This window comes from Streptomyces sp. NPDC054842, from assembly GCF_053611025.1.
Genome location: NZ_JBSGZN010000022.1, coordinates 1 through 16,848, shown reverse-complemented (window position 1 = coordinate 16,848; position 16,848 = coordinate 1). Strand labels below are relative to the sequence as shown.

Sequence of the window (16,848 nt, the reverse complement as noted above, 5' to 3'; positions counted from 1 at the left end):
TGTAAGTCTCGTCTCACCTGCGCGAAAGCGCCCCCGTGCGCCTCTCCCCCGCAGCGGCACGGCCTTATTGTCTAGACGTCAACGCCCTCGGGGCCCGCGCGTTCCAAAGGAGCTCTCATGACCGCGCCCGTCGTCCACTCGCTGCGCGAACAGATCCGCGAGCACATCGTGGAGGGGATCGTGAGCGGTCGCTGGAAGCCGGGCGAGCGGATCGTCGAACGGCGCATCGCCACCGAGCTGGAGGTCAGCCAGACGCCGGTCCGTGAGGCGCTGCGCGAGCTGGAGTCCCTGCGGCTGATCGAGTCGGCGCCGAACAAGGGTGTCCGGGTACGGAACCTGACCGCCGCCGACCTGGAGGAGAGCTACCCGGTCCGGGCGGGCCTGGAGGCCATCGCGGCGGAGCTGGCGGCCGCGCGGCTGGCCGAGGACTGCTCGGCCCTGGAACCGCACGTCGCGGCCCTGTACGAGGCCGACCGCAACGCGGACGGGACCGGCCAGGTGCGGCACACCGTGGGGTTCCACCGCGAGCTGGTGCGCGCCGCGGACAACTCCGTGCTGCTGCACACCTGGGAGGGCCTCGGCATCGAGGTGTTCACGGCGCTGTCGATCCGCTGGCTCGGCACCGTCCAGCAGTCCTACGCCGAGGAGCACGAGGCCCTCGTGGACGCCTTCCGCCGCCGCGACCCGCTGATCGCGGACCTCGTCAAGGCCCATGTACTGGGCTGCGCGCCCCGCCCGTGACGGATGTGCGTGCCCTCGCTCAGACGTGCTCCGACCTGCGAGAACCTTCGATTTCAAGGCACCCGGTGCCTGCGCTGAAGGCACCGGGTGCCGACTTTGCCGATTCGAAGAGGTTTTCTCTCGCTACCCTTTGATCGATCATCGATCAGGGAGTTACAGTCACCGACGGGCTTCCACCGAGGCCCCACGCCCTGTCCTGCCAAAGACCTAGGGCACCCCCGAACCCTTGCCGATGAGGGAACCCCCTTCGACTGAGGAAGGCGGCGTAATGACCGACCCCACCGCAATCCAGCCGAGCGAGCTCGACCAGCTCCCGGACCGCGACCCCGAGGAGACCGCCGAATGGCAGGCCTCCCTGGACGCCGTCACCCAGGCGGCCGGGCCGCACCGTGCCGCGTACCTGATGCGCCGCACCCTGGAGCGCGCCGAGGGCAACGGCCTGGCGCTGCCCAAGCTCCTCGAGACCGACTACGTCAACACCATCCCCACCTCCGCCGAGCCCACCGTGGACGGCGACGAGGAGATGGAGCGACGCATCACCGCGTGGAACCGCTGGAACGCGGCCGCGATGGTGACGCGCGGCGCGAAACACGGTGTCGGCGGCCACATCGCGACCTTCGCCTCCGCCGCCTGGCTCTACGAGACGGGCTTCAACCACTTCTTCAAGGGCAAGGAGGGTGACGGGTCCGGCGACCAGCTCTACATCCAGGGCCACGCCTCCCCCGGCATCTACGCCCGCGCCTTCCTCGACGGCCGGCTGACCGAGCACCACCTCGACCGCTTCCGCCAGGAGTCCGCCGGCGACGGCCTGCCGTCGTACCCGCACCCGCGGCGGCTGCCCTGGCTGTGGGAGTTCCCCACCGTCTCCATGGGCCTCGGCCCGCTCTCCGCGATCTACCAGGCGCGCTTCAACCGCTACCTGACCAACCGCGGCATCAAGGACGTCTCGCAGTCCCACGTGTGGGCGTTCCTCGGCGACGGCGAGATGGACGAGCCCGAGTCGACGGCGGCACTCGCACTCGCCAGCCGCGAGGGCCTGGACAACCTGACCTTCGTCATCAACTGCAACCTGCAGCGCCTCGACGGCCCGGTCCGCGCCAACTTCAAGATCGTGCAGGAGCTGGAGGCCCAGTTCCGCGGCGCCGGCTGGAACGTCGTGAAGTCGCTGTGGGGCAACGCCTGGGACGAGCTGTTCCGGCTCGACACCACGGGCGCCCTCGTACGCCGGCTGCGCCAGGTACCCGACGCGCAGGTGCAGACGTACCAGACGCGCGACGCCGCCTACATCCGCCAGGACTTCTTCGGCGCCGACCCGGCGCTCGTCGAGATGGCCAAGCTGCTGTCCGACGACAAGATCCTGGAGTGCTTCCACTTCTCGCGCGGCGGTCACGAGGCGCGCAAGGTCTACGCCGCGTACCGGGCGGCCCTGTCCCACAAGGGCGCGCCGACCGTGATCCTGGCCCAGACGGTCAAGGGCCACACCCTCGGTCCCGGCTTCGCGTCGAAGAACGCCAACCACCAGATGAAGAAGCTGTCCACGGACGAGTTCAAGCAGATGCGCGACCTGCTCGAACTGCCCATCTCCGACAGCCAGTTCGTCGACGGTGTGGTGCCCTACGGCCACCCCGGCGCCGACTCCCCCGAGGTCCGCTACCTCCAGGAGCGCCGCGCGGCGCTCGGCGGTCCGGCCCCGGCCCGCCGCACGCACGCGCTCGCGCCGCTGCCCGCCCCCGCCGACAAGGCGTTCACGTCCTTCGACAAGGGCTCCGGCACGCAGAACGTGGCGACGACCATGGCGTTCGTCCGCCTGGTCAAGGACCTCGTGCGCGACAAGGAGACCGGCAGGCGCTGGGTGCCGATCGTCCCCGACGAGGCGCGCACCTTCGGCATGGAGTCCCTCTTCCCCTCGCTCGGCATCTACTCGCCGAAGGGGCAGACGTACGAGCCGGTCGACCGCGACCAGCTGATGTACTACAAGGAGGCGACGAACGGCCAGATCCTCAACGAGGGGATCACCGAGGCCGGCTCCATGGCGGACTTCATCGCCGCGTCGACCGCGTACTCCACGCACGGCGAAGCGATGATCCCGTTCTACATCTTCTACTCGATGTTCGGCTGGCAGCGCACGGCCGACCAGATGTGGCAGCTCGGCGACCAGCTCGGCCGGGGCTTCCTGGTCGGCGCCACGGCCGGCCGCACCACGCTCACCGGTGAGGGCCTCCAGCACGCGGACGGCCACTCCCCGGTCATCGCGGCGACCAACCCGGCGGCGCTGACGTACGACCCGGCGTTCGCGTACGAGGTCGCGGTGATCGTCAAGGACGGTCTGCGCCGGATGTACGGCGAGGCGGCCCCGGGCGAGGACTCGGACGTCTTCTACTACCTCACGGTCTACAACGAGCCGCTGCCGCAGCCTGCGAAGCCCTCGGGCCTCGGCATCGACGAGGGCATCGTCAAGGGTCTCTACCGCTTCAACACCGCCGAGTCGGCCGGCCTCGCGCCCGCCGCCAACGCGGTGCGCATCCAACTCCTCGGTTCCGGTACGGCGATCCACTGGGCCCTCAAGGCGCAGAAGCTGCTCGCCGAGGAGTGGGGCGTGGCCGCCGACGTGTGGTCCGCGACCTCCTGGACCGAGCTGCGGCGCGACGCGCTGGAGGCCGACGCGGCGCTGCTGCGCGGCGAGGAGCGGGTGCCCTACGTCCGCCAGGCGCTGCACGGGGCCGAGGGCCCGGTGCTGGCCGTCAGCGACTACATGCGCCAGGTCCCCGACCAGATCGCGCAGTGGGTCGAGCAGGACTGGTCCTCCCTCGGCGCCGACGGCTTCGGTCTGTCCGACACCCGTGAGGCGGCCCGCCGCCACTTCGGTGTCGACGCCGAGTCGATCGTCGTCGCCGCGCTGGCCCAGCTCGCCCGCCGCGGCGAGGTCAAGGCCTCCGCGGTGAAGGAGGCGCGGGAGCGCTACGGCCTGTAGGAGCCGGGTACGGACGAAGGGGCACGGCGACAGCCGTGCCCCTTCGCCGTCGGCGGGGCCCGGCATCATGAACCCATGCGCGCTGCCCGCCTGATCAAGATGGTGCTGCTGCTCCAGTCCCGGCCGTCGATGACCGCCGCGGAGCTGGCGCGGGAGCTGGAGGTGTCCGAGCGGACCGTCACGCGCGACGCGCAGGCGCTGTCCGAGGCCGGTGTCCCGGTGTACGCGGACCGCGGGCGGGCCGGCGGCTACCGCCTGATCGGGGGCTACCGGACCCGGCTGACGGGGCTGGCGCGCAGCGAGGCGGAGGCGCTGTTCCTGTCCGGGGTGCCGGGGGCGCTCAGGGAGATGGGCCTCGACGACGTCGCGTCGGCGGCCCGGCTGAAGGTGTCCGCCGCGCTGCTGCCCTCCCTGCGGGACGCCTCCCGGACGGCGGGGCAGCGGTTCCACCTGGACGCGCCGGCCTGGTTCAGCGAGCCCGAGACCCCGGAGCTGCTGCCCGCGGTCGCGGACGCGGTGTGGGACGACCGGCGGATCGCCGCGCGCTACCGGCGCGGCGAGGACGAGGTGGAGCGGGCCCTCGAACCGTACGGGCTCGTGCTGAAGGCGGGTGTCTGGTACCTGTGCGCGCGGGAGCCGGCGTCGGGGTCCTTCCGGGTCTACCGGATCGACCGGTTCACGGCCGTCGACGCGGGCCAGGAGCGCTTCGTCCGGGACGAGGGCTTCGACCTGCCCGGCTTCTGGGCGGAGCGGGCCGCGCAGTTCGCGCGGTCCATCCTGCGCGCGGAGGTCGTCGTCCGGCTGTCGGCGGCCGGGGCGCGGCGGCTGCCGCACGTGGTCGACCCGTGGTCGGCGAGACGGGCGCTGGACGCGGCCGGCGAGCCCGACGGGCAGGGACGGGTGACCGTCGCCCTCCCGGTGGAGTCGGAGGAGGTCGCGCACGCGCAGCTCCTGACGCTGGGGCCGGAGGCCGAGGTGCTGGCGCCGGCCTCCCTGCGGGAGCGTTTCGCCGCGGACGCGCTGCGGCTGGCGGCCCTCTACCGCTGACCGCTCGGCGGCCGGAGCGGCGGCGGGCGCGCCCGTGCCGTCGTCGATGACGGCCGTCAGGGCGCCGACCGGCCGCCGCCCTGACGCGTACTGCGCCGGCGGCCGCCTGGACGCCGGGTCCCGCCCGGGCCCCGTGCCGTGCGGGGCGTCAAAGGCCCAGGTGCCCGGGGGTCTTACCGTGGGCATGTGCGCGCATAACAATCTGCGGCACTCCGCGTGCGTCCCTCCCGTCCAGGCCCGATGCTTGACCCGTGATGGACGAGACGGAGTTCTGGGAGCTGGTGGACGCGACCCGCGAGGCCGCCGAGGGCGACCCCGAGGAGCAGGCCGACCTGCTCGTCGAGCGGCTGCTGCGGCTGGACCCCGACTCGGTCCTGGATTTCGCCCGGCACTTCGAGTCCCGCTACAACCGCGCCTACCGCTGGGACCTGTGGGGCGCCGCCTGGATGCTGCTCGACGGCGCCAGCGACGACGCCTTCGACTTCTTCCGCTGCTGGCTGATCGGCCAGGGCCGCGAGGTCTTCGAGGGCGCGGTGCACGACCCGGACTCGCTCGCCGACCTCCTGGGGGACTTCGACGAGGAGGTGGACGGCGACGGCGAGGAGCTGGGGTACGCGGCGGACGAGGCGTACGAGCAGCTCACCGGGGTCGTCGCCCCCGACCTGGGCATTCCGCCCGCGCCCGCAGAGCCGGAGGGCACACCGGTCGACTTCGAGAACGAGGGCCGGCTCGCCGAGCGGTACCCCCGGCTGTGGGAGCGGTTCAAGGACTGACCCCGGGGTGAAGGCCGGGTCGGCCGCTTTCGCGTAGGACCGGGCTGCCTACGCGAACGGACGTGCGGCGGGCGCCGCGTTCACGGGGTCCGCGGCTTACACCACCGGGTGCCCTCTGATTCGGGCGTGCAGCGGGGGCCCGCGTCCGGGCGGGGCGGCTTGTCCAGCGGTGCGCGCGGGGCACGGCGCCGAGCGGTTGCGCGAGGGGGAAGGCGCCCCAGCGTGGGCGCCGCTTTCACTGGGTCCGGGCGTGCAGTGGGGGTGCCGCGTTCGCGCGGTCCAGGGCGGACGCCGTGGCCGCCGCCGGACCCACCACGACCGTCACCACCGCGCACATCACCGTCCACGGGCCGCGCAGGGCGCTCGTCCAGCGCCCCGTCCCGCGTGTACGACCGCTGCTCATCGTCCCCGCCTCCGGTCGGCCCCGCCGTGCCCGCAGCGTAGGGAGCGCGCCTCTGCGTCCGCCCTGGGCCGCCTGTGCGGCGGGTGTGGACGTCACCGGCCCTGGAGGCGGGCGGCCAGCTCCCGCATGGCGGGCAGCCGCGCGGTCAGCGCGGCCCCCGGGCAACTGGTCATGAACCCCGCGTTGTGGCCGGCCAGCGCGGGCAGGGACGCGGTGGCACCGGCCTCGAAGCGGCTGAGGTCGTTGCTGGACACGAGCCGCACCCTGGTGCGCGGGTCGACGTTGCCGAGGCCGAGTTTCCAGGCCGCGACGGCGGCGATGGCGTCGGTCATCGCCCGCGGCACCGGCGTGCCCGCCGTGAAGGTGCCGATGGCGGCGATGCCGACGGTGCGGTGGTTGAAGCCCTGGGTGTGGGCGCCGGTGACGGGCCGGTCGACGCCGCCCGCGCGGCCCTCGTAGATCGTGCCGCAGCGGTCGACCAGGAAGTTGTAGCCGATGTCGTCCCACTGGCGGGCGCCGGTCTGGCCCGCGTACAGGTAGCGGATGATGCGGGGCGTGTCGGCGCAGTCGTACCCGTTGGGCGAGTCGGTGTGGTGCACGAAGACCGCGGCGATGCGGTCGTCGTAGCGCGGGGGCGGCTGGTGGGGCGCGCGGGTGTCGAACCAGCGTGAGCGCGGCACGATGGCCGGGCGCGGGGCCTTGTGCTCCACGGCGGCCCGGCCCGCGACGGGCCGGTCGGCGCCGTCCTCCCCGCCGCCGAGCCCCACGGTGCCCAGCACCAGTGCCAGGACGACGGCGATCCCGGGCAGGAAGAGCAGCGCCACCCGTGCGGGTGCCGGGAGCCCGGACAGGTCGAAGGGGCGCCCGGCGGACCAGGGACGGTGCCCGCCGCCCTCGGGCCCCGCCGGGGCGGTCCCGGGGCGCGGCGGGCTCTCCTCGGAGGGCGGCGGGCTCTCCTCCGGTGGCGACGGCTCGGGGGGAGACGCGACTCGGTCGGCCCCCGGCGGGGGCGGCCCGGACGGAGGAACGCTCTGGCCGGCTTCCGGGGGCGAGGGCGTGACCTCGCCGGCTCCGGTCGGCGGAGGTGCGTCCTGGCCGGCTCCTGAAGGCGGGGGCGTGACCCGGCCGGCTCCGGGGGGCGGTGGCGGCCCGGGCGGGGGGCCGGCCGGGCCGGGGCGTGTCGGGGGTGGCCCGGGCCGAGGCCGCGGCGGGGCCGTGGGCGGGCTGTCGGCGCGGGGAAGGCCGAGGCGGCGTACCGCGGCCCGCAGGCGCGCCGCCCGTGACTGAGGCGTCCCGTCGGTCCGCGCGTGACGCGCGGTCCGACGGAGCGCGCCGCCGGGTATTCGTGTCCCCCGCGCTCTGGGGAAGACACGCATGTCCCCACCCTCACCCGAGTCCGGTCCGTCCGCGACGTGTGCTGTGCCACCCGGTGGAACCATCGTCCCGGTCCGGGACGTTTTTACAGGTCCACGCACGTGTGCCGGTCCTCGCGCCGCACACGCGCGTGCCTGATCACAGGGCCCGCCCCGTGCGTACTACAGGGCCCGAGAGGAAGGCGGCTCCGTGGACCTGCTCGACTTGCTGCTGTCGCTGGTGATCCTGGCCTACGCGGCGTCCGGCTACCGGCGTGGCCTGGTCGCCGGCTGCGTCTCGCTGGCCGGTTTCGTGGGGGGTGCCGTCATCGGCGTGTGGCTCCTGCCGTGGATCATGGGCCTGGTCACGGCGGGGACCCCCGCGGCCACGGTGACCGCCGTCCTGACGGTGCTGATGCCCGCCGTGGTGGGCCACGAGCTGGCGGGACGGCTGGCGCTGAAGCTGCGCCGCGAGCTGCGGGGCGGCCCCCTGCGGGTGGCGGACGGTGTCGGCGGGGCCGCCGCGAACACGGTGGCGGTGCTGCTGGTGGCGTGGGTCGCCGCGAGCGTCCTGGGCGCCTCGTCGTCCACCGTGGTCACCCAGTCGATACGGGGCTCCGCGCTGCTGGGCGCCGTGCAGGACGCGATGCCGGACGCCACGCCGACCTGGTTCTCGCGGGCCACCTCCGCGCTGACCGAGGCGGGCTTCCCGCAGGTCTTCAACCCCTTCGAGAACGAGCCGGCGGCCGGTGTGCCCGAGCCCTCGGGCGACAGCGTCACGGCGAGCGCGACGAACGCGGCCCGCCGCAGCACCGTGAAGGTCGAGGGCGCCTCGGGCAGCCAGGGCCGTGAGGGCAGCGGTTTCGTGTACGCCTCGCGGCACGTCATCACCAACGCCCACGTGGTGGCCGGCATCGACCGGCCCACCGTCCGGGTGGGCGGCGTGGGCCGCGCGTACGAGGCGCGGGTGGTGCTGTTCGACCCCGAGAAGGACGTCGCCGTCCTGTACGTGCCGGACCTCGACGCACCGGTGCTGCGCTTCGACGACGGAGCGGAGCGGGGCGACTCGGCCGTCGTCGCGGGCTATCCGCAGGACGGCGGTCTCGACCTCCAGGCGGCGACGGTCGCGAACCGTATCGACGCGACCGGCCAGAACATCTACAACACGGACACGGTGACCCGCGAGATCTACTCGATCCGCTCGACGGTCCGCCCCGGCAACTCGGGCGGTCCCCTGCTGACCACGGACGGGAAGGTCTTCGGCGTCGTCTTCGCCCGCTCGACCTCGGACGACGGGACGGGCTACGTCCTGACGGTGGACGAGATCGCGGGCGACGCCGGACGCGCGGCGCGGGCCACGGCGCCGGTGGACACGGGCGACCTGGTCACCTCGTGACCGGCGGTCCCCCTCCACCGACCCGCCGTCCCAGGCGGTGCGGTGGCCGGGCTGCCGGGCGGGCGGCGGCCCGCCCCGTACAGCCCCGCGCCTACCGGCGGTTCAGAGCCGGCGCCCCATCATCACGTCGTCCACGTAAGCGCCTTCGAGCAGGAACTCCTCCGGCAGGATGCCCTCGACCGCGAACCCCTCGGACTCGTACAGCTTGCGCGCCGGGGTGTTGTGGCCGAGGACGCGCAGCGTGATGCGCCGCGCCCCCTGGCGCCTGGCCTCGTCCCGCGCGGCCCGCAGCAGCGCCCGCCCGACACCGGCCCCGCGCGCCTCCTCGGCGACGACGAGCCCCTGGATCTGCCGGACGTGGGAGTTGCAGGCGAGCGGGGTCGGGAATCCCAGCCGGATGTAGCCGACGACCTGTCCGCCGAGCTCGGCGACGAGGTGGTCCCGGGGGCCGAACCGCTCGCCGTAGAAGGGCTCGTAGGGCGGCTGGGGGCGGGGCTGGACGGCGTGCACCGGGGACCAGGTGACGCGGTCGAGTCGGCCGAGCGTCTCCTCGTCGTCGAGGGTGGCGTGGCGTATGTGCGGAACCGGCATGACGATCACTGTACGACGGGGGCCGGGCGGCGCGGCCGGTGTTTTCCGGGGGCACCCGGCAGGATGGATCCATGAACTCACCGCTTGCTCCCGGCTCCCGCATCGCGATCGCCGGTGCGTCCGGCCTGATCGGCTCGGCACTGGCGCGCTCCCTCACCGCCGACGGCCACGAGGTGGTCCGGATCGTGCGCCGGGCGCCCCGCGCGAAGGACGAGGTGCGGTGGGACCCCGCGGCCCAGCGGGTCGACGCGGCCGGACTCGCCGGCTGCGCCGCCGTGGTGAACCTCGCGGGCGCCGGGATCGCCTCGCGGCGCTGGACGGAGGACTACCGGCGGAAGATCCGCGACAGCCGGGTGCTCGGGACAGCCGCGCTCGCGGAGGCCGCGGCCTCCCTGGACGCCCCGCCGCGCGTCTTCCTCAACGGCAGCGCGATCGGCTTCTACGGCGACACGGGCGACCGCGCGGTGGACGAGACGGCGCCGCCCGGGGACGGTTTCCTGCCGTCGGTGTGCGTGGAGTGGGAGGAGGCGGCGGGCGCCGCGCGGGAGGCGGGTGTCCGCACCGTGTTCGCCCGCACCGGGCTGGTGGTGGCGAAGGAGGGCGGGGCCTGGGCGAGGCTCTTCCCGCTCTTCAAGGCCGGGCTCGGGGGACGGATGGGCGACGGGCGCCAGTACTGGAGCTACATCTCGCTGCACGACGAGGTGGCCGCGCTGCGCCATCTCCTCGACACGGAGTCGCTGTCCGGGCCGGTCAACCTGACGGCGCCCGAGCCGCTGACCAACGCCGAGGTGACGGAGGCGATGGGGCGGGTGCTGCGGCGGCCCACGCTCTTCGCCGTGCCGGCGCCTGTGCTGCGGACGGCGCTCGGCGGGATGTCGGGGGACGTCCTGGGCAGCCAGCGCGTCCTGCCGTCCCGGCTCCTCGATTCCGGGTTCGCGTTCGCCTTCCCGTCGATCGACGCGGCCCTGCGCTCCGCGCTGCGCTGACCGGCGACGCCCCGGCCCCGCGCGGCACGGCTCCTGACCCCGCGGCCCCGCGCGGCACGCTCCCGACCGCGCTGCTCCCGCATGGCTCCTGACCCGGCGTCACCCGTCCCGGGGTCCGGTTCCCCGTGCTCCCCCGTGCCACCGTGCGAGGGCCGTGCGGGCCTTGCCTCGCGGGGCGGCGGATCTAATCTCGACCGGAACTCGGGTATTCCGGGCCCCTGTCGGGGGCATGACGTCCCCACAGCCGCGCGACCTCCAGGAGGAGCACGTGCTAGAGCCGGCACGCGAAGCGCACATCTCGCAGGACGTGGACGTCGTGATCGTGGGGGCCGGGGCCGCGGGACTCGCGGCGGCCCACCACCTCACCAGGGCGGGCCTGACCACGGCGGTGCTGGAGGCCGCCCCGCAAGTGGGCGGCCGCATGGCGACGGACAAGGTGGACGGCTTCCGCCTGGACCGGCTGGGCCGGCTGCTGTCCACCTCGTATCCCGAACTGCGCCGCACCCCGGGCCTGGACGCCCTGGCCCTGCGGTCGTTCTCACCGGGCGTCCTGCTGCACAGCGAGGGACGGCACCACCGGGCGTACGCCCCCCTCAACCCCCGGAGCGCGAGGGGCGCACTCACCGTCGTGCGCGCCCTGGCGAGCGCCCCCCGGCTCCCACGGCCCGCGGGCTCGGCCGCCCGTCCGGGCGGCCCGCCGGGCACCGCGGGGCGCCCCGCCGGACCACTGGGCCGGCCCGTCGACCAGGCCCGGCTCGGGGCCGCCCTGGCGCGGCTGGCCGCCACTCCGCCGGAGACCCTGCTCGGCCGTCCCGAACTCCCGGCCGCGCGGGCCCTGTCGGCCCTGGGCTTCCCGCCCCGCACGGTCGAGGGCTTCCTGCGGCCCCTGCTCGCCGCCCTGTTGTGCGATCCGGCGCTCACCACCTCCAGCCGCTGCGCGGACCTCGCGCTGCACTCGTTCGCGACCGGACGGCTGTGCGTGCCCGAGGGCGGCGCCGACGCCCTGCCCGAACTCCTGGCCGCGACGCTCCCGCCCGGCACCGTCCGCACCGGCGTGCACGTCACCGCGGTCTCCACGACGTCGGTGACCACCCGGGACCACGGCGAACTGCGCTGCCGCTCCCTGCTGCTGGCCACCGGGGCGCGCGCCGCGGCCGGTCTCCTGCCGGGGCTGCGGGTCCCCGCCTTCCATCCGGTCACCGTCGTCCACCACACCGCCGACGAGCCCCCGCTCGGCGAACCGGCGCTGCTCCTGGACGCCGACCGGAGCGGCCCGGTCTCCCACACCGCGGTGATCAGCCGGGTCGACCCGACCCGGGCACCGGCCGGCCGCGCCCTCGTCACCTCGACGGTGCTGGGCACCCCGCCGCCCGCCGCCGAGCTGGACAGGGCCGTCCGTGCCCAACTGGCCCGCCTCTACGGGACGTCGACCCGCCGGTGGGAGCTCCTCGGGGTGCACCACGATCCCGAGGCGGTCCCCGCGATGCCCCCGCCGCACGACCTGCGCCGTCCGGTGCGCCTGCTGGCCGGCCTGTACGTGTGCGGCGACCACCGCGGCACGAGCACGGTCCAGGGCGCGCTGCGCTCGGGCCGCCGGGCCGCCCGGGCGCTGCTCACCGACCTGGGCGTGCGGCCCGCCCCCCTGGAGAAGCCACTGCGGACGGCGGCCTGAGCGCGGCTCAGCCGAGGGCGGACACCCGGTCCCGGTACCCCCGGACGGGAGCGGCGTCCCGGTACGGTTCGAGCCGGCGTTCGAAGTCGCGTACGTACTCGACCGCCCGCACCGACCGCATCTCCGCCGCCTGTCCGGCCGCCTCCGCCCCCAGCTGGCAGGCCTGGTCGAGTTCGCCGAGCGCCAGCCGGGCGGTGGCGAGCACGACCCGGCAGAACAGCCGGCTGCGGGCGTACGCGGGCGCCCGCAGCTGGAGCGAGCGCTCGGCGTGCTGGGCCGCGGCCCGGTACTGCTGGAGGTCGCGGTGGCAGTGCCCGAACTCGTCGGCGAGCTGCGCCTCGTCGAAGAAGCGCGCCCAGGGCGGGACCTCGTCGGCGGGCCGGGCCGCCTCCAACGCCCGCTCGGCGCGCACCAGGGAGGCGGTGCAGGCCCGCACCTCGCCCAGGACGCCGTGTGCCCGCGCCTCGACGGAGTGCAGCATGGCCTGCATGACCGGCGGGGCGGCGGAGCCGACGCCCTGCTGCGCCACCCGCGCCAGCTGGACGGCCTCGCGCCCGTGGCCGAGGTAGACGGCCTGCCGGCTCATCGTGACGAGCACGTACGACCCGTAGGCCCGGTCGCCGGCCGCCTGGGCGAGGCGCAGCGCCTGGACGAAGTACCGCTGGGCGAGCCCGTGCGCGGCGATGTCGTACGAGGTCCAGCCCGCGAGGCGGGTGAGGTCGGCGGCGGCCGCGAAGAGGCGGCGGCCGGTCTGCTCGCCGTAGCTGCCGCGCAGCATCGGCTCGGCCTCGTGCTCCAGGTAGCGCACGAGGGCCTGCCGGGCGTGGCCGCCGCCGTACGCGTGATCGAGCGACCTGAACAGCTCGCCGACGGAGCGCAGGGCCGCGATGTCGCCGCCGGTGACCCGCTGGCCGGGTCCGCGCTCGGCCGTCCCGCGCTGGCGCGGCACCGCGGGGCGGCCCTGCACGGGCACGCGGAGGGCGGCCGGTTCGCCGCGGCCGACCCGGTCGTCGGCGCGTCCGATGAGCCAGTCCCGGCTGGGGACGACGAGTCCGGCCGGGGTGAAGGCGATCTTGCGCAGTTCGGCGTGGCTGCCGGAGTCCTTGCGCCACAGGCCGCTGACGATGTCGACGGCCTCCTCGGGGCTCGCGGCGAACTCGAGGCCCGCGTACACGGGCGCACAGGCGTCGAGCCCGAGGTCCTGGGCGGTGAGCCGCCGGCCGAGGCGGCGCGTGAACACCTCGGCGATGAGGGCGGGTGTGGTGCCCCGGGGCTGCTGTCCGCGCAGCCAGCGGGTCACCGACGTCTTGTCGTATCTGAGGTCGAGGCCGTGTTCGAGGCCGAGCTGGTCCACGCGACGGGCGAGACCTGCGTTGGAGAACCCCGCTTCTGCGATGAGCGCGGCGAGCTGTCGGTTGGGGGTGCGCTGCGCGGGTCGTTCCGTCATGGTGCGGTGCGGTCTCCTGCCTTCCGGGCACGTCAAGTGCCCGGATTGCCTGTGAGCAGCCCTTATGGCCTCGTGAACGCGAGAATGTAGCGGTGTGTGAGCACGCCGTCGCACACTTCGGCGTTCATTCATCCGATCGTGTGAGGATTGACCCCGGGGCTGACGAACGCCGGCCGGACGTACAGTGGCGTAGGCGTGCTTCGTGCCTTACGGGCCTCGCCCCGCGTCTCGCGCGGGGCGTCCCCGGGGCGCGGCCCGGTGCCCGTGGCCCGCGCGCCGCCAGTCCGTGCCCGTGGGAGCTTCGAGAAAGGCGCTTGCCGTGAGTGAGTTGCGGTTCGTCCGGATGGGATTCGGTGCGGAGGCCGTCGAGTACCAGGCGGCCTGGGACGAGCAGCGTCGCGTGCACGCCGCCCGGTTCCTGGACGAGGTCCCCGACACCTGCCTGCTGCTGGAGCACCCGCCCGTCTACACGGCGGGCCGGCGCACGGCCGACAGCGAGCGCCCCCTCGACGGGACCCCGGTCGTCGACGTGGACCGCGGCGGCAAGATCACCTGGCACGGTCCCGGCCAGCTCGTGGGCTACCCGATCCAGAAGCTGCCGCGCCCGGTGGACGTCGTGGCGCACCTGCGCCGGCTGGAGGAGGCGATGATCCGCGTCTGCGCCGAGTTCGGCGTGGAGACCAGCCGGGTCGAGGGCCGGGCCGGCGTCTGGGTCCTCGGCGACCCGGTGGAGCGGCGCCCCGCCCCGGGCGGCCTCTCCCTCGACTTCGACCCGCGGCTGACGGACGACGAGTTCGACCCCCGTCTGGACGGCCCGGAGTACGCGCCCTCCAACGCGGGCCAGCGGCGCGAGGACCGCAAGATCTGCGCCGTGGGCATCCGCGTCGCCAAGGGCGTCACCATGCACGGCTTCGCCCTGAACGTGAACCCGGACACCTCGTCCTTCGACAAGATCATCCCGTGCGGCATCCGGGACGCGGGCGTCACCTCCCTCGCGTACGAGCTGGGGCGCGACCTCACCATCGCCGACGTCCTGCCGGTGGCCGAGAAGCATCTGCGGGACGTCCTGGAGAACGCGGAGCTCAAGCCGCGCGAGGTGGAGCGGGCCTCGGCCTGACCCCCGGGGAATGCACCCCCGGACCCGAAGGTTGCCCATACGCAGGGCCGAAAACAGCACGGGCGTACCCTGGTGTACGCCGACGAATCGAAGTTGTAGGGAGCCGGACGTGTCCGCAGTCGCACCCGACGGACGCAAGATGCTGCGCCTGGAGGTCCGGAACAGCCAGACCCCCATCGAGCGCAAGCCCGAGTGGATCAAGACCCGGGCGAAAATGGGTCCCGAGTACAACGCGCTGCAGAAGCTCGTGAAGAGCGAGGGCCTGCACACGGTCTGCCAGGAGGCGGGCTGTCCCAACATCTACGAGTGCTGGGAGGACCGCGAGGCCACGTTCCTCATCGGCGGTGACCAGTGCACCCGGCGCTGCGACTTCTGCCAGATCGACACCGGCAAGCCCGAGGCGCTGGACCGCGACGAGCCCCGCCGGGTCGGCGAGTCCGTCGTCACGATGGACCTGAACTACGCGACGATCACCGGCGTCGCCCGCGACGACCTGGAGGACGGCGGCGCCTGGCTGTACGCCGAGACGGTCCGCCAGATCCACGCGCAGACCGCCGGCCGCGAGTCCGGCCGCACCAAGGTCGAGCTGCTCGCCCCCGACTTCAACGCGGAGCCCGACCAGCTGGCCGAGGTGTTCTCCTCGCGCCCCGAGGTCTTCGCGCACAACGTCGAGACGGTCCCCCGCATCTTCAAGCGCATCCGCCCCGGTTTCCGCTACGAGCGCTCGCTGAAGGTCATCACCGAGGCCCGCGACTACGGCCTGGTCACCAAGTCGAACCTGATCCTCGGCATGGGCGAGACCCGCGAGGAGGTCAGCGAGGCGCTGCGGCAGCTGCACGAGGCCGGCTGCGAGCTGATCACCATCACGCAGTACCTGCGGCCCTCCGTGCGCCACCACCCCGTGGAGCGCTGGGTCAAGCCGCACGAGTTCGTCGAGCTGAAGGACGAGGCCGAGCAGATCGGCTTCTCCGGCGTCATGTCGGGCCCGCTCGTCCGCTCCTCGTACCGGGCCGGCCGGCTGTACCAGATGGCCGTGGAGAAGCGCGGCGCGTACATCGCCTCGCAGGCGGTCTGACAGACGGCCGAAAGGGGCGGTGGCACGGGGTGCCAGGCGCGCGTGTGAATCCGCGCACAAGCAACCGCCGCCCGGAAATGGCCAGTTCGACGCGGTTCTGACCGTCCTCGCAGATGAGGGCGTCCGTCAGGGCCGCGTCGGCGTTCAGCCCCTCCGCTTCCAGGCTTCACGGGCGTTTGACCGGTCGGTCACGCCCTGGTAACACCATTCAGTGACCCTGGTTCCACGCACCGTATCGCCTCCGCCAGAGCCGCCGTCCCGAGGGGGGACCACCATCATGCAGGCCGCGCCCGTACGCGCCACCGCCATTCCTTCGTTCACCGACGCACTGCGTGCCGTCGAGTCGCTGCTCATGAGCAGCGGACAGCGCACGGCCCGCCGCAACGCCTGGACCTCCGTGCTGGAGGACCGCCGCCGCGCCAAGGACCGGGTCGAGACCCAGCGCGCCCTCGAAGAGGCCGTGGGCCCCCGCCTGTCCTAGCGGCGGCACCGCCGTCGTCGGCGCTTCCCGGGCCACGTAGACTCGTGGCATGGCGAGGAAGGAAACCGCAGCGGACGCTGCGAACCCCGGGCGACTCAAGCAGATCGCCCTGACCTACAAGATGACCCGCAAGGCCGACTCCAAGATCGGTCTTGTACTCGCGGCTGTCGGAATCGGCACCCTCGGTGTCTTTCTCGCGATCGGCTTCTTGATCGGCCACCCGGTCTATCTCGGCATTCTCGGCCTCCTGCTCGCCTTCCTCGCGTCGGCGATCGTCTTCGGACGCCGGGCCGAGCGTGCGGCCTTCGGGCAGATGGAAGGACAGCCGGGCGCCGCGGCGGCCGTGCTGGACAACATCGGCAGGGGCTGGACGACGACCCCGGCGGTGGCGATGAACCGCAGCCAGGACGTGGTGCACCGGGCCGTCGGCAAGGCCGGCATCGTGCTCGTGGCCGAGGGCAACCCGAACCGGGTGAAGAGCCTGCTGGCCGCCGAGAAGCGGAAGATGGCGCGGATCGTCTCGGACGTCCCCGTGCACGACGTGCTCGTGGGCACCGGCGAGGGCCAGGTGGAGCTGAAGAGGCTCCGCACGACCATGCTGAAGCTGCCGCGCGTGCTCACCGGCCCGCAGGTCACGACGACCAACGACCGGCTGCGCGCGATGGGCGACCTGATGAGCAACATGCCGCTGCCGAAGGGCCCGATGCCCAAGGGCATGCGGATGCCCCGCGGCGGAAAGACCCGCTGACACCCCTCCTACGTAACGCGAAGAGGGCGCCCGGACCACTCCGGGCGC

At 73.9% G+C, this 16,848-nt stretch carries 15 protein-coding genes; 11 read left to right on the top strand and 4 right to left on the bottom strand.

Features of this window, described 5'->3' with window-relative positions; genetic code table 11:
* Positions 1 to 117: 117 nt before the first annotated feature.
* The 4 genes from ACWGIS_RS18745 (at position 118) to ACWGIS_RS18730 (ending at position 5,532) form a co-directional block, all read left to right on the top strand.
* Entirely contained in the window at positions 118 to 741 is a 624-nt protein-coding gene (locus ACWGIS_RS18745) for a GntR family transcriptional regulator (protein WP_453363539.1), read from the top strand.
* 268 nt (positions 742 to 1,009) lie between these two features.
* Positions 1,010 to 3,712, top strand: a complete 2,703-nt coding sequence (gene aceE / locus ACWGIS_RS18740) for a pyruvate dehydrogenase (acetyl-transferring), homodimeric type (RefSeq protein ID WP_453363538.1) — start codon at positions 1,010 to 1,012, stop codon at positions 3,710 to 3,712.
* A gap of 75 nt (positions 3,713 to 3,787) precedes the next feature.
* A complete protein-coding gene (locus tag ACWGIS_RS18735; protein WP_453363537.1) occupies positions 3,788 to 4,759 on the top strand; it encodes a helix-turn-helix transcriptional regulator in 972 nt (323 codons plus the stop codon).
* A 254-nt stretch (positions 4,760 to 5,013) separates the two neighbouring features.
* Positions 5,014 to 5,532: a DUF4240 domain-containing protein gene (locus ACWGIS_RS18730; RefSeq protein ID WP_453363633.1), complete on the top strand. Its 519-nt coding sequence runs from the start codon at positions 5,014 to 5,016 to the stop codon at positions 5,530 to 5,532.
* Between the two features lie 235 nt (positions 5,533 to 5,767).
* Here the strand turns inward: ACWGIS_RS18730 and ACWGIS_RS18725 are convergent, their stop codons facing one another.
* Entirely contained in the window at positions 5,768 to 5,935 is a 168-nt protein-coding gene (locus ACWGIS_RS18725) for a hypothetical protein (protein ID WP_453363536.1), read from the bottom strand.
* 92 nt (positions 5,936 to 6,027) lie between these two features.
* A complete protein-coding gene (locus tag ACWGIS_RS18720) occupies positions 6,028 to 6,759 on the bottom strand; it encodes a peptidoglycan recognition protein family protein (protein ID WP_453363535.1) in 732 nt (243 codons plus the stop codon).
* Positions 6,760 to 7,498: 739 nt separating this feature from the next.
* On the opposite strand from ACWGIS_RS18720, the gene ACWGIS_RS18715 reads away from it, so the two are divergent.
* Positions 7,499 to 8,683 (top strand): MarP family serine protease, encoded by a 1,185-nt coding sequence (locus tag ACWGIS_RS18715; RefSeq protein WP_453363534.1) that lies wholly within the window; start codon positions 7,499 to 7,501, stop codon positions 8,681 to 8,683.
* Between the two features lie 102 nt (positions 8,684 to 8,785).
* Here ACWGIS_RS18715 and ACWGIS_RS18710 read toward each other — a convergent pair whose 3' ends face one another.
* Positions 8,786 to 9,274 carry an N-acetyltransferase family protein gene (locus ACWGIS_RS18710; protein WP_453363533.1) on the bottom strand — a complete coding sequence of 163 codons (489 nt, stop codon included), beginning with the start codon at positions 9,272 to 9,274 and terminating at the stop codon, positions 8,786 to 8,788.
* Between the two features lie 71 nt (positions 9,275 to 9,345).
* On the opposite strand from ACWGIS_RS18710, the gene ACWGIS_RS18705 reads away from it, so the two are divergent.
* Both ACWGIS_RS18705 and ACWGIS_RS18700 read left to right on the top strand, forming a co-directional pair.
* Complete coding sequence (locus ACWGIS_RS18705) at positions 9,346 to 10,260, top strand: TIGR01777 family oxidoreductase (RefSeq protein WP_453363532.1); 915 nt, start codon at positions 9,346 to 9,348, stop codon at positions 10,258 to 10,260.
* 268 nt (positions 10,261 to 10,528) lie between these two features.
* Positions 10,529 to 11,932 (top strand): NAD(P)/FAD-dependent oxidoreductase, encoded by a 1,404-nt coding sequence (locus ACWGIS_RS18700; protein WP_453363632.1) that lies wholly within the window; start codon positions 10,529 to 10,531, stop codon positions 11,930 to 11,932.
* A gap of 7 nt (positions 11,933 to 11,939) precedes the next feature.
* Here the strand turns inward: ACWGIS_RS18700 and ACWGIS_RS18695 are convergent, their stop codons facing one another.
* Positions 11,940 to 13,379: a regulator gene (locus tag ACWGIS_RS18695; RefSeq protein ID WP_453363531.1), complete on the bottom strand. Its 1,440-nt coding sequence runs from the start codon at positions 13,377 to 13,379 to the stop codon at positions 11,940 to 11,942.
* 319 nt (positions 13,380 to 13,698) lie between these two features.
* Here ACWGIS_RS18695 and lipB point away from each other — a divergent pair, with 319 nt between their 5' ends.
* The 4 genes from lipB to ACWGIS_RS18675 all read left to right on the top strand — a co-directional run bounded on the left by lipB (position 13,699) and on the right by ACWGIS_RS18675 (position 16,800).
* A complete protein-coding gene (lipB, locus tag ACWGIS_RS18690) occupies positions 13,699 to 14,496 on the top strand; it encodes a lipoyl(octanoyl) transferase LipB (RefSeq protein ID WP_453363530.1) in 798 nt (265 codons plus the stop codon).
* 109 nt (positions 14,497 to 14,605) lie between these two features.
* Positions 14,606 to 15,571 (top strand): lipoyl synthase, encoded by a 966-nt coding sequence (lipA, locus tag ACWGIS_RS18685; RefSeq protein ID WP_355790733.1) that lies wholly within the window; start codon positions 14,606 to 14,608, stop codon positions 15,569 to 15,571.
* Positions 15,572 to 15,848: 277 nt separating this feature from the next.
* Positions 15,849 to 16,052 (top strand): SCO2195 family GlnR-regulated protein, encoded by a 204-nt coding sequence (locus tag ACWGIS_RS18680; protein ID WP_453363529.1) that lies wholly within the window; start codon positions 15,849 to 15,851, stop codon positions 16,050 to 16,052.
* A 49-nt stretch (positions 16,053 to 16,101) separates the two neighbouring features.
* Positions 16,102 to 16,800, top strand: a complete 699-nt coding sequence (locus tag ACWGIS_RS18675; protein WP_355790737.1) for a DUF4191 domain-containing protein — start codon at positions 16,102 to 16,104, stop codon at positions 16,798 to 16,800.
* Positions 16,801 to 16,848: the final 48 nt, after the last annotated feature.

Bases quoted from the DNA above. Each gene is read 5' to 3' on its own strand.
- ACWGIS_RS18680 (WP_453363529.1), top strand. From the start codon at position 15,849: ATGCAGGCCGCGCCCGTACGCGCCACCGCCATTCCTTCGTTCACCGAC.
- ACWGIS_RS18695 (WP_453363531.1), bottom strand. From the start codon at position 13,379: ATGACGGAACGACCCGCGCAGCGCACCCCCAACCGACAGCTCGCCGCG.
- ACWGIS_RS18675 (WP_355790737.1), top strand. From the start codon at position 16,102: ATGGCGAGGAAGGAAACCGCAGCGGACGCTGCGAACCCCGGGCGACTC.
- ACWGIS_RS18735 (WP_453363537.1), top strand. From the start codon at position 3,788: ATGCGCGCTGCCCGCCTGATCAAGATGGTGCTGCTGCTCCAGTCCCGG.
- ACWGIS_RS18730 (WP_453363633.1), top strand. From the start codon at position 5,014: ATGGACGAGACGGAGTTCTGGGAGCTGGTGGACGCGACCCGCGAGGCC.
- ACWGIS_RS18745 (WP_453363539.1), top strand. From the start codon at position 118: ATGACCGCGCCCGTCGTCCACTCGCTGCGCGAACAGATCCGCGAGCAC.
- ACWGIS_RS18705 (WP_453363532.1), top strand. From the start codon at position 9,346: ATGAACTCACCGCTTGCTCCCGGCTCCCGCATCGCGATCGCCGGTGCG.
- ACWGIS_RS18710 (WP_453363533.1), bottom strand. From the start codon at position 9,274: ATGCCGGTTCCGCACATACGCCACGCCACCCTCGACGACGAGGAGACG.
- ACWGIS_RS18725 (WP_453363536.1), bottom strand. From the start codon at position 5,935: ATGAGCAGCGGTCGTACACGCGGGACGGGGCGCTGGACGAGCGCCCTG.
- aceE (WP_453363538.1), top strand. From the start codon at position 1,010: ATGACCGACCCCACCGCAATCCAGCCGAGCGAGCTCGACCAGCTCCCG.